Annotated in this window: 6 protein-coding genes; all 6 read left to right on the top strand. The window is 39.7% G+C overall.

Annotation, left to right across the window (positions count from 1 at the left end):
• The first annotated feature begins 7 nt into the window (after nt 1-7).
• The 6 genes from DW173_RS12530 (at nt 8) to DW173_RS12555 (ending at nt 13,131) form a co-directional block, all read left to right on the top strand.
• Nucleotides 8-1,045 carry a DHH family phosphoesterase gene (locus DW173_RS12530; protein ID WP_120144516.1) on the top strand — a complete coding sequence of 346 codons (1,038 nt, stop codon included), beginning with the start codon at nt 8-10 and terminating at the stop codon, nt 1,043-1,045.
• Between the two features lie 118 nt (nt 1,046-1,163).
• Nucleotides 1,164-1,853 carry a DUF4827 domain-containing protein gene (locus tag DW173_RS12535; protein WP_049701840.1) on the top strand — a complete coding sequence of 230 codons (690 nt, stop codon included), beginning with the start codon at nt 1,164-1,166 and terminating at the stop codon, nt 1,851-1,853.
• 37 nt (nt 1,854-1,890) lie between these two features.
• Nucleotides 1,891-3,279: a phosphoglucosamine mutase gene (glmM, locus tag DW173_RS12540; protein ID WP_004313060.1), complete on the top strand. Its 1,389-nt coding sequence runs from the start codon at nt 1,891-1,893 to the stop codon at nt 3,277-3,279.
• An 819-nt stretch (nt 3,280-4,098) separates the two neighbouring features.
• Nucleotides 4,099-8,058: a helix-turn-helix domain-containing protein gene (locus DW173_RS12545; RefSeq protein ID WP_120144526.1), complete on the top strand. Its 3,960-nt coding sequence runs from the start codon at nt 4,099-4,101 to the stop codon at nt 8,056-8,058.
• Between the two features lie 282 nt (nt 8,059-8,340).
• Complete coding sequence (locus DW173_RS12550) at nt 8,341-11,478, top strand: SusC/RagA family TonB-linked outer membrane protein (protein ID WP_055235515.1); 3,138 nt, start codon at nt 8,341-8,343, stop codon at nt 11,476-11,478.
• Between the two features lie 27 nt (nt 11,479-11,505).
• Entirely contained in the window at nt 11,506-13,131 is a 1,626-nt protein-coding gene (locus DW173_RS12555; protein WP_087318128.1) for a RagB/SusD family nutrient uptake outer membrane protein, read from the top strand.
• Nucleotides 13,132-13,350: the final 219 nt, after the last annotated feature.

Raw genomic sequence — 13,350 nt, forward strand, 5'->3', positions numbered from 1 at the left:
TAAGAGTATGTTGACGAAAGTAATTGAACAAGCCAAAATAGACCATTTTTCCAAATGGTTTGAACGAGCTGACAAAATAGTAATTGTATCCCATGTTTCTCCTGACGGCGACGCTATTGGTTCATCATTGGGATTGTATCATTTCCTGGATTCACAGGAAAAAACAGTAAACGTAATTGTGCCGAATGCCTTTCCCGATTTCTTGCGATGGATGCCGGGCAGTAAGGATATTCTTTTGTATGACCGTTACAAAGATTTTGCCGATAAGTTGATAGCCGAAGCTGACGTAATCTGTTGTCTCGACTTCAATGCACTGAAGCGTATTGACGATATGGCAGATGCTGTGGTTGCATCTCCTGCGCGTAAAATCATGATCGATCATCACCTGTATCCCGAAGATTTCTGTAAGATTGTAATGTCCTATCCTAAGATTTCTTCTACTTCCGAATTGATATTCCGGCTGATTTGTCGTATGGGATATTTCAGTGATATCACGAAGGAAGGCGCAGAATGTATCTACACAGGCATGATGACAGATACAGGAGGATTCACTTATAATTCGAATAACCGGGAAATTTATTTTATCATTAGCGAACTACTTTCCAAAGGAATCGATAAGGATGATATTTACCGTAAGGTGTACAATACCTATTCCGAGAGCCGTTTGCGTTTGATGGGCTATGTACTGTCGAACATGACTGTTTATCCGGATTGTAATTCGGCATTAATCACATTGACAAAAGCCGAGCAAAGTAAGTTTAACTATATAAAAGGTGATAGCGAAGGCTTCGTAAACATCCCCCTTTCCATCAAGAATGTTTGTTTCTCCTGCTTCTTGCGGGAAGATACAGAGAAGCCGATGATTAAAATCTCCCTTCGTTCGGTAGGAACCTTTCCATGTAATCAGTTAGCCGCTGAATTTTTCAACGGTGGCGGACATTTGAACGCTTCGGGCGGTGAGTTTTTCGGAACGATGGAAGAGGCAAAAGCGGTCTTTGAGAAAGCGCTTGAGAAGTATAAACCTTTGTTAACAGCAAAAAGCTAAAGATGGAAGGTTAAAAGTGAATATGGAAAGGTTAAAAGATACGAACTTTCAACTTCCCCCTTTCAACTTTTAATGATTTTGAGATACATTTGTGCGGAATATAGCTAAATAACAGATAATGAAGAAACTTGTATTTTTATTTCTCTCTTTGTTAACCGCCGGAAGTCTGTTCCAGGCATGCGACAATTCGAAGACTTATGCAGAAATGCTGGAAGACGAGAAAAATGCGGTGAATAAGTTCATCAAAGATAATGATATTCGTGTCATTTCACTGGAAGAGTTCGAAAGAGACACTGTTACGGCTTCAAAAGAAGCTGGGGATGGATATGACGAATATGTTGCTTTCTCCAATGGCGTATATATGCAGATCGTAGATCGTGGCGGGAAAGATGAAGATAAAAGTGAATTTGAGAATGCGGTAGACACTTTTGCTAATAATAATGTCATTTGTACTCGTTATGTAGAAAAGGATATGATGACAGGAGAGGTTACTTGTTTCAATGTACCTTTAGAAGAATGGATGGATGTTCCTGATTATTATAAGTTTCCATTAACATTCCGTTATGTACAAAACGCGTCTACTGTTTATGGAATCGTTTTATCCGGTAGTTTGGAATATGATTTATTATGGGTTAATCAAGGTTATGGAACTGCAATTCCATCCGGATGGTTGATTGCCTTACCTTATTTGCGTAATAATGCCCATGTACGTCTGATCGTACCTTCTAAGATGGGGCATACAACTGCACAACAATATGTCAATCCTTATTTCTATGATATCTGGAAGTTTGAGAAAGCAAAAAGCTAAAGCACTAACATTAGATAAATCTTTTAGTTAAAAACCTATGACTCTAATCAAATCTATCTCTGGAATCCGCGGAACCATCGGCGGAGGAGCGGGAGAAGGACTGAACCCGCTTGACATTGTAAAATTCACCTCGGCTTATGCTACTTTAATTCGTAAGACCTGCAAAGCGAAGAGCAACAAGATTGTTGTGGGACGCGATGCCCGCATCTCGGGTGAAATGGTAAAAAACGTAGTAGTCGGCACATTAATGGGAATGGGCTGGGATGTAGTAGATATCGATCTTGCTTCTACTCCGACCACAGAGCTTGCTGTGACAATGGAAGGCGCCTGTGGCGGTATTATCCTGACAGCTTCTCATAACCCGAAACAGTGGAACGCACTGAAGTTACTGAATGAACATGGCGAATTTCTGAATGCAGCTGAAGGCAACGAAGTACTTCGTATTGCTGAAGCAGAAGAATTTGACTATGCCGACGTAGATCACTTGGGCTCTTACCGCAAAGACCTGACTTATAATCAGAAACATATCGACAGTGTATTGGCTCTCGATCTGGTAGATGTAGAAGCTATCAAAAAAGCCGATTTCCGGGTAGCTATTGACTGTGTAAACTCGGTAGGCGGTATCATTCTTCCCGAACTTCTTGAACGTTTAGGTGTGAAACATGTAGAAAAACTCTACTGTGAACCTACCGGAAACTTCCAGCACAACCCCGAACCGCTTGAAAAGAACCTCGGTGACATCATGAACTTAATGAAAGGTGGAAAGGCCGATGTAGCTTTCGTTGTAGACCCCGATGTTGACCGTCTGGCAATGATCTGCGAGAATGGCGTAATGTACGGTGAAGAATATACATTGGTTACTGTTGCCGACTATGTACTGAAACATACTCCCGGTAACACTGTTTCTAATTTGAGCTCTACCCGTGCTTTGCGTGATGTAACTCGCAAATATGGAATGGAATACAGCGCTTCTGCCGTAGGCGAAGTAAATGTTGTAACGAAGATGAAAGCAACCAATGCCGTTATCGGCGGTGAGGGAAATGGTGGAGTAATCTATCCTGCCAGTCACTACGGACGTGATGCATTGGTAGGCATCGCATTATTCCTTAGCCATCTGGCTCACGAAGGAAAGAAGGTTAGCGAGCTCCGTGCTACTTATCCTCCTTACTTCATTGCTAAAAACCGTGTAGACCTGACTCCGGAAATCGATGTAGATGCTATCCTTGCCAAAGTGAAGGAAATCTATAAGAACGAAGAAATCAACGATATCGACGGTGTGAAAATTGACTTTGCCGACAAATGGGTACATTTGCGTAAGAGTAATACAGAACCGATCATCCGTGTGTATAGTGAAGCTTCTACTATGGAAGCTGCCGAGGAAATCGGTCAGAAGATAATGGATGTGATTAATGAATTAGCAAAATAATATCCTGCAAAATAGGATTTTATTTATAACATTTGAGTCTCGTATATCATAAAGATAACTGAATAAGTTGTCTCATTGATATACGAGACTTTTTATTAGGATGATATCCACTGAATAATGATAGTTACTCTTCTCCTTGAGTATTAACAATAAAGTTTCTTTTGATTAAGTCTAAACTTCCTTTCGTCCAATAGTAAACTTCTCTTTTGTTATTTACAAACTTAAAATGCAAGCTTCATTTTTATAAATGCAAGTTTTGTTTTTAAAAACGGAACCTTTGTTTTTATAAATGAAGCTTGCATTTATAGATTGGAAGGGATGAAAAGCAACTTTACTGTTAATAAAAAGAAAGTTTGGACTTAATCAAGAGCAACTTTTCTATTAATAGATTACATGAGAAGTAAGCAGTGTTGAGAGAGAAGTAATCAACGAAGCTTACTTTTCTGCGTCGTTAGCATAGATACACTACAAGAATATCAATTGGTATACAAAACTTTATAGGTCTTATATCAATGATAAACACATGGCTTAAATATACATATTGATAAACGTGCGATATGAAAATAAAACTGATTGCATTATTATTTATAATGATGAGATCATTGAAAAATGGAAGAGGCAGACTCTTAGATTGTGTGAACTTAGTAGTGAAGTAATTGTTGAAAAATAGAGGTACTTGATAAAATAGAGTTGCATTTTCCGTATAAAAACGTATCTTTGTGTAAAGAGAATCAAAGACATCGATTATTAATGGCTATTTTTTTCGCACTGCGAAACAAAACATATAAGCGATTGCCTGATATTTAATAGATGATATTAATGATTAACACAATGAAAATGCGCTTGATTTTTCCTTTTGTTCTATTGATTTATTCATTGATCTGTCAGGCAGATGGCGGTAAAGATTCATATATCTTCCGGAAAGTAGATTATCAGCAAGGATTATCTAATAGCGCTGTGCTTTGTCTTTTTCAAGACAATACAGGGTTGATGTGGTTCGGTACTTACGATGGCGTCAATTGTTATGACGGCAGAAGCATGGAAGTTTTCCGTTCCGATTTTTCAGCTCCCAAGGCTTTGAGTAACAACGTAATCCATTCTATTCAGCAGGCGGATAATAATTGTTTGTGGATTTCTACTCATTTGGGGATTAATCGTCTTTCACAGGATTCACGGCAAGTTGTCGGATATTATGACTTTACAGATGATTATTATCTACATTCCAATTCTAAAGGAAACACATGGGTGGTGAGTCATGGTGGAATTTTCTACTATAATACATCTTATAAACGATTTGTACAGATTAAGAATCTGAAAGTACCCGTAGAGGATATGGATAAACGGGCGTTCGTAACGGATGATGGTGTTTTGTGGATTTTCACCCAACAAACAGGGGAGCTGTTACAGGTTTCGCAGGATGCTTTTGATTGTGACACATTATCAATTCATTCAACTGTTTCATCTACTAATTTTCATGCGAAACCTATTGAAGATGTCTTTTATCAGAATGGCGTTCTCTGTTTTATCGATAGTGAGCATGATCTTTATGTTTATGATATTTCCCGACAATCTAAAATTTATATTCGTAACCTTTCTTCATTAGTGCAGAAGAATGGAACTATTGCAGGAATAGCCCTTTTCTATGAAGATATTATTATTGGTTTTCGAACGAATGGGTTAGTCCGTCTCCGTACTTCACAAAAATATAAAGAAGAAGTGGTCGACCGGAATGTACGTATATATAGTATTTATCGAGATCCTCATCAGAATGTCTTATGGGTTGCTTCGGACGGACAAGGAACGATTATGTATGCTAAGAAATATTCTATTGCCACCAATTTGATGCTCAATCAACTGTCATCTAACTTAAGCAGGCAGGTACGTTCTGTTATGACAGACAATAGTGGTGGGCTATGGTTCGGGACGAAAGGTGATGGACTGCTGCATATACCGGATTATCGTGAGAATGAGGAGGCTTCTGCCGTTACAGTTTACTCTCCTGAAGGAAAGCAAAATGTTGTGTCTTATATACGATGGAATAAAGAATTTCCCGTTTATAAATTGGTTCAAAGCCGTTATATGGATGGCTTTTGGATAGGATCTGGAGATCCGGGACTATTTTACTATTCTTTTGAAGACAAAGCTTTGCATTCTGTGGAGAATCTGCCGGCACAACCCACCGAGATACATGGCATTTATGAGGAAAATGATAGTGTACTTTATGTGGTGACAGCCGGTTCCGGTTTTCATAAATTAATACTTGAGAAGCAGGCAGGTACCATTCGTTTCAAGTCGCAGAAAAGTTATCATTTTTTTCACGGTCAGCGAGAAATTACGATGTTCTATCCAATGTTGCCCGAAGGGGATTCTATTTTGTGGCTTGGCAGTCGGGAGAAAGGACTCGTACGGTTTGATAAGCGGACTGAAGAATATAAAGTGATTTCTTTGAAAGAAATGCTTCATAAGTCGGTAGACGATGTGCTCAGCCTGTATCGGACCAAAGAAGGGTTGTTATATGTAGGGACAACATCAGGATTGGTATGTCTGAATTCTAATGGAAAACAGATGAAAGCTACCTATGTCGGACGGGAGCAAGGTTTGCTCAATGATATGATTCATGGTGTACTTGAAGATGAGAACGGACTCTTATGGCTTGGTACGAATCGGGGGCTGATTAAATACAATCCGATAAATGGCTCATCACATGCCTACTTTTACAGTGCAGGTGTTCAAATCGGTGAGTTTAGCGATGATGCTTATTACATGTGTCCATATACACAGGAGCTTTTTTTCGGTGGGATTGACGGGTTACTTTATCTGGATAAAGAGGTGCAGGCTGCTCCGGAATTTTATCCGGATATTTTGTTACGTAAGTTGACTGTTGGACATACGCAAGTGGTTCAGGGGGATGGAGATTACTATACAGACGATGGTAAGGCATTACAGTTGAAGGGGACGGAGGTTTCATTTGCACTTTCTTTTGTTGTTCCGGATTTTTTATCAGGAGAAGATATAGAATATTCTTACCAGTTGGAAGGATATGATAAGGATTGGACCTCTTTTAGTAGTATTAATGAAGCCTCATATACAGGAGTGCCGGCAGGTGATTATATCTTTAAGGTACGCTATAAGAGGGATGTATTTGATACGGAATATCGGCATTTTTCTATTCCGGTATATATCCTTTCTCCCTGGTATCGATCGGTGGCGGCTTATTTTGTTTATTTGGTCATTTTCTTGTTGCTGTTAGGGTACGTGATATATTTACTACGTAAAAACTATCTTCAGGAACGGATGATGAAAACACTGATGGGGACAGAAAGTTGCCGGAAATCCGAGACTGTATATACAAACCGTAGGATGCTTGAAGATTTTACTCTTATTTATAATTATTGTGACCAATTGCGTGCAGAGAATCTTTCTTATGAGCAATGTCTTGAGAAAGTGTCACTGATACGCGAAACTGTGATGAACGCACTTCTTAATCCTGACGCTCTGTTTTTGGAAGAACTTAAACAATTCTTTCCGGATCGGTTTATTGTTTCTGCACGTATGAGTATACAGGGAGTTTCTCAAGAGGTGTTACGTACGTTGGAAGAACAAGGGATTGATCATTCTTCTATATCGTCAATGATTCCGGAACACTTAACATTTCCAGTTTACAAGAATGCATTATACAGTATTCTTTATTGCTGTTATCTCCGGATTACTGAAATGAAAGGTACTCATGGCGTAATAGTAGAAATGTCAGAACAGGATGGTAAGATGCAGCTACATTTTTCTTCTAAAGATGCTACTGCGAAAGCGTTGTATGAATATCTTTCAGATAAAGCTTCTTCGGTGACGGAGAAAGATTCCGATCATGTGTTTGCTGTGCATTTACTTTTAGGTTTTGTACGGTCGGCTTTGGAACGTATTCATGCCGTTCTTCGTTATGATAATGATGAGAGTGGTAGTCGGTTGACGATTATCTTTGAACCGGCAGTCTTGACAGTGGCAGGTGAACAAGGGAAAAAAACTGTGCTTTTGTTGGAAGACAGAGATGAAATGACTTGGTTGATTAGTAATTTCCTGGCTGATGAATACGTGGTTCATCAAGTAAAGAGTGTGCAGCTTGCTTTTGACGAAATTCGTCGGTCGGCTCCGGCTCTATTATTAGTGGATATGACAATGTATGCCAATGCTGAAAGTACTTTTATGGAGTATGTTAGCCGGAATCGTACTCTGCTTTCAAAGACAGCTTTTATTCCATTGTTAACCTGGAAAGTTGGTTCGGCCATTCAGCGGGAACTGATCTTGTGGTCTGATTCTTATATTGTACTTCCTTATGATATATTATTCTTGCGGGAAGTTGTCCATAATGCTATTTATGGAAAGCGGGAAGCGAAGCAGATATATATGGAGGAACTGGGAGATTTGGCGGGACAGATTGTCTGTACAACTACCGAACAAGCTGATTTTATTCGTAAATTGTTAAAGGTGATTGAAGAAAACCTGGACAAGGAAGAACTGGGCTCAACGTTGATCGCTGATCGTATGGCAATGAGTTCCCGTCAGTTCTATCGTAAATTCAAGGAAATCTCCAATACTGCTCCCGGTGATTTAATAAAGAGTTACCGTATGGAAAAGGCAGCCCGCTTGTTACTTGATGAAGAACTTTCTATTCAAGATGTTATTATGGAGGTCGGTATTTCCAGCCGGTCTTATTTTTATAAAGAGTTTACCCGTCGGTTCGGGATGACACCGAAAGATTATCGGGAACAGCGAAAGGTATGCTGATTGTCAGGTTAAATTCTTTCGTATAGGTGATTAGTTGGGAAACATTATTATTTATTTGTTTGTCACAACCTTGTGCTCTAAATTCCTTTTGTTGATTTTATTGTATTGATTATTAGTATGTTAATCTGTGCTCTAATTTACCATTCTGTGCTTTAAATATGTGTCTTTATTTTGCCGTTTTTTTGGCAAGGTAGAGCATTGGACTTTTATTCGAATAGCCTTTATTTGCAACAATCTTTTTAAAGGGAATTAACCTTATTACTAATCAAATTTAAAGGAATTATGAATGAAAAACTAAAGTATCTTACCTTATTTGTAATAGGTATGATGTTGAGTTTGGGCATGAATGCTCAATCTGTAAAATCAATCTCCGGTACGGTAACCGATGATCAGGGAGAGGCGGTTATCAGTGGTACGGTGAAAGTTAAAAACGGTAGTACAGGAACAATCACTGACATTAACGGTAAATACACTCTCTCTGTTCCTTCCAATGCCACCTTGGTGTTTTCGTATATTGGTTATATCACACAAGAATTTAAAGTCTCGGAATTAAAGAGTAATGTTCTGAACGTAGTTCTGCAATCGGATACGAAAGCATTGGACGAAGTAGTCGTTGTAGGTTATGGTACCATGCGCAAATCAGACTTGACGGGTTCCATTTCCACAGCCAAAGGTAAAGACATGCTGAAAGCACAATCATTCAATGCGCTTGACGGATTGAAGGGTAAAGTGGCCGGTGTGAATATCTTCTCTAATACCGGTCAGCCGGGTGGAGAATCACGTGTCATCATTCGTGGTATTTCTACTATCAACGCGTCGGCTTCACCGCTGTACGTAGTCGATGGAGTGGTGATGTCAAACTTCGAATTGCTTAATCCGAATGATATCGAATCTATCGAAGTATTGAAAGATGCTTCCTCTGCTGCCATCTATGGTGCCCGTGGTGCGAATGGTGTTATCATGGTGACTACCAAGCGCGGTAATGCAGGAAAAGGAGTCCATGTTTCCTATGATGGTTCATTGTCTATCGGTAAGATGGCTAGAAAAATAGACGTAATGGATGCTAACGAATGGATGTCTACTTTCAAGCAGGGATTGGAAAATGCCAACGAATTTCAAGGCAAGAACTTCACAACTGATCTGTCACAGATATTCACAGACGAACGTTTGTTCAATGCAGACGGTTCTCCGAAATATAATACCAACTGGCAGGATGAAGCATCCCGCACTGCCATCTCTCATAACCATCAGATCAGTATCCAACGTACAGGAGAAGGATCTTCTATCGGAGCATTCATCAATTATACCGATCAACAGGGTATTTTGTTGAATTCTTACTTTAAACGTATCAATGCAAAATTGGCGTATGATGACAAACCGACTGATTGGCTGTCTACTTCCGTTAATTTATTAGTAAATCATACTTGGGGTAATAGAACTTCTGATAACCCTTACGGACAAGGCGCATTGCGTACGATGATCGAACAGTTGCCTTTCTTACCGGTTAAGCTGGATGGTGAATATACGCAGACGAACATTATTAATACAAGCTCTATTCTCAATAATCAGACTGATCCTAATAGCGGAAAACAAGGATTCAGCCCGGAAGGTGTAGGTAATCCCGTTGAGTTGCTCGAACGGATGCAGGCTATGCAATATCGTACGCAGATTTTTGGTAATGCTGCTTTGACTTTCCATCTCATGAAAGGATTGGATTTGAAGACCCAGTTCGGTATCGACTACCACAATAATCGTGATGCTAACTATACGCCGTTCACTCCGCGTCCGATGATTAATCAAAGTTCCGAGGGAGCAGCTTCTGCAAATAACTCCAACTCTTTGTATTGGCAGGAAGAAACCTATTTGACTTATGTGAAAGATATAAACAAACATCACATTAATGCAATGGCGGGTATGTCTTGGCAAGAGTATAATTATACCAAATTCGAAGCTTCCGACAGTAAGTATATTGATGACTTCTACGGATATTATAATTTAGGTTCCGGAACGAACCGTCCTTCTGTAGGCAATGATTACGACAAGTGGGCGATGAACTCTTATTTCTTGCGTCTGGCATATTCTTATGACAACAAGTATATGGCTACCGTAACCGGTCGTTATGATGGCTCTTCCAAATTCGGACAGAACAATAAATATGCATTTTTCCCGTCAGTCGGCTTGGGTTGGATGATTTCTAATGAAGACTTTTTGAAAGATAACTCATTGATCAGCAAGCTGAAATTACATACTTCTTACGGTCTGACAGGTAATTCGGAAATTGGTACATATAAATCATTGGCTACGGTGAGCCAGTCGAATACGATCATTGGTGATGCTCTGCACGTAGTGTCTTATCTGGACAATATGCCTAATCCGGACCTGAAATGGGAAAAGACAGGACAGTGGGACTTAGGATTCGAGTTGGGTTTATTCAATAACAGACTGAATTTCGATATTTCCTATTATTATAAGTATACTTCGGATTTGTTGCTCGACCGTCCGGTTCCTGAATCAACAGGTTACTCTTCCATTATGGATAATATTGGAGCCGTTTCCAATCGTGGTTTAGATATTCTGGTTACAGCATATCCTATTCAGACACATGATTTCCAATGGACTTCCACTCTTAATTTAGGTTTCAACAAAAATCGTGTAGAGAAACTGGATGAAAGTGCATCTGTTGATCCTGTCACCGGTAAGCGTCAGATTACAACCGATGGTTTTGTGGGTTACGATATGTTGATCCGTGAAGGTGAAGAGCTTTCTTCTTTCTATGGTTATAAGCGTGCCGGTATTTACGATGGTATTCCGTCTAACTGGGATCCGGAGACAATGAACATACCTTCCACTATCGGTGAAAAGGTAACTTATAAGAAACGCGAAATTATCGGTAACGGATTACCTGACTGGATGGGCTCATTTATCAATACCTTCAATTATAAAGGATTTGATTTGACTTTAGACTTTCAGTTTACATGGGGGGTAGACGTGATGCAAGAATATTATCACTCTACTGTAGCCCGTTTCCTAACTAACGGTATAGACCGTCTTTATAAGGAAGCATGGCATCCAACTCTCAATCCGTCGGGTAAAGAACAGGCAATTCGTCTGAATAACTTTGGTCAGGGAGCTAATAACCAGGCAGATGATGACTGGGTTTGCAATGGTTCTTATTTGCGTTGTAACATGATTCAGCTCGGATATACCTTCAATCCAACATTGATTAAGAAGATCGGTCTGTCTTCATTGCGTTTGTATGCGAATGTGAATAACGCGTTCCTGATTACTTCTAAGGACTATAACGGATACGATCCGGATAACTCATCTCGTTTAGGTGACAACAAATGGGGGGCTAACCGCCAATTCTTCACCTATCCGCGTCCGAGAACGTTTACGTTCGGTCTTAATGTAGCATTTTAATTCACCGTTATAAAAACCATAAGAATTATGAAACTATTAAAAGTATATATATCTGCATTTTGTATGTGTTCACTTTCTGTGTTGCTGAATTCATGCGACGATTTCCTGAAAGAAGAACCATTGGATATGAAATCATCTGACCAATTCTGGAAGACGAAAGCTGATGCGGAGTCGGGGGTGAACGCATTGTATTTTGGTGGTGTACCTTATTTACACAACACTGATGTAGGCGGTGGCTGGACTCCTAAAGCGACAATGTGGGGTGGTATTGTGTCCGGATTGTACGTTGATAAGCGTAAGGATAGAACATTTACTACGGCATCCGAAGGGTGTAACTTCAATATTGAATCTTTTGATGATATTGCAATGAAATACTGGCATGAGTTTTATAAAGGTATTTCACGTGCCAACTTTGTTATTGCCAATATTCCGACAATGACCGGTGTGCTGGATGAAGCTACTATTAATAATTATGTGGCTCAAGGTAAATTTTTCCGTGCATACGGGTATTTTTGGCTGGTCAAAGAATTTGGTGGCGTTCCTTATATTTCAGAACCTTACACATCTACAGAAGGTATGTACAAAGAACGTCTTTCTGCTGAAGAGGTTTATAAGAAAATTGAAGCCGACTTGCTGGATATTGTCAACGGGGATGCATTGCCGAATAAAACGTTCTATGAAAATGGCTGTTATGTTACCAGAGCAATGGCGCAGACTTTGCTGGCACAAGTTTATCTACAATGGGCTGGTGCACCGTTAAACGGAGGGGCAGACTATTATGGAAAAGCTGCACAGATGGCATTGAAAGTGATCAATGACAGTCCTCACGAACTTATTCATCCGAATGGAACGACTGATGATTTAAACTCAGCATATAATGTAATTAAGACGACGAAAGAATCTGCTGAAATCATTTATGCTAAAGAATACAATTACACCAATTATAGTGTAGGTAACTCTTATGCTTGCCGTTCTATCGGAACAGATGCTTTCCAGTGGGGAGTGTTCCATCCGGGAGGAGACGTGCTGTATAATGCATACCTTCCCTGTGATATGTTGCTTAACAGCTATGCCTCTAATGATATTCGAGGACATGAGAAACAGTTCTTCTTTAAGCAATATACCGATGCTGAAGGAAAGACTTATACTTTGAACAATGCAGGCAACTGGGCATGGTTTGATGAAAATGCTTTGATTAGTGGTCACGACGGTGATTATAATATGCCAGTATTCCGTTTTGCGGAAGTCTTGCTGATTGCGGCCGAAGGTCTGGCACGTACAAATCATGAAGATAATGCTGTCGGTGGAGCTAAATATTATCTCAATCAAGTGCGTAAACGTGCTGGATTGGCAGATGAGACGGCTACAGGAAACGATTTAATACAATCGATTTTGACTGAACGTTTGCATGAGTTACCGTTGGAATTTAAGATTTGGGATGACATTCGTCGTACTCGTTTGTATCCGGAAGCATCTACCGAATCAGGAAAATTGAAATGGACTGCTCTTGCATCGGCTCAAATCCAAAACAAGCCCGATGGAAGCACAAGAGCCGGTGCCATTCCTGAATATGCTTTGTTATGGCCTATCCCGTTAGATGAAATTCAGGCTAATCCTGCGTTGGAAGGACATCAGAACCCGGGATGGAATTAATTAGGTAATAATAAATATTTGTTTCTGATAGAATTGGAGAGAGGGTAAAGGCTAATTATCCTCTCTCTATTGCTTAAACGGTTAGTCTTTCGGTTGTACTCTCGTTGACGCTCGTATCCTTTGGTTGACCACATGCTATTTTTTCTTATTTTGGCGTATCAGAGGACGGATAATTGCAGAAAGATGCTTTAATTTGTAACGTAAATAAAAAAGACTTGA

Source organism: Bacteroides sp. AM16-13 (genome assembly GCF_003602705.1).
In the GTDB taxonomy this organism is placed as follows: Bacteria; Bacteroidota; Bacteroidia; order Bacteroidales; family Bacteroidaceae; genus Bacteroides; species Bacteroides xylanisolvens.

Bases quoted from the DNA above. Each gene is read 5' to 3' on its own strand.
- DW173_RS12550 (WP_055235515.1), top strand. From the start codon at position 8,341: ATGAATGAAAAACTAAAGTATCTTACCTTATTTGTAATAGGTATGATG.
- DW173_RS12555 (WP_087318128.1), top strand. From the start codon at position 11,506: ATGAAACTATTAAAAGTATATATATCTGCATTTTGTATGTGTTCACTT.
- glmM (WP_004313060.1), top strand. From the start codon at position 1,891: ATGACTCTAATCAAATCTATCTCTGGAATCCGCGGAACCATCGGCGGA.
- DW173_RS12535 (WP_049701840.1), top strand. From the start codon at position 1,164: ATGAAGAAACTTGTATTTTTATTTCTCTCTTTGTTAACCGCCGGAAGT.
- DW173_RS12545 (WP_120144526.1), top strand. From the start codon at position 4,099: ATGATTAACACAATGAAAATGCGCTTGATTTTTCCTTTTGTTCTATTG.
- DW173_RS12530 (WP_120144516.1), top strand. From the start codon at position 8: ATGTTGACGAAAGTAATTGAACAAGCCAAAATAGACCATTTTTCCAAA.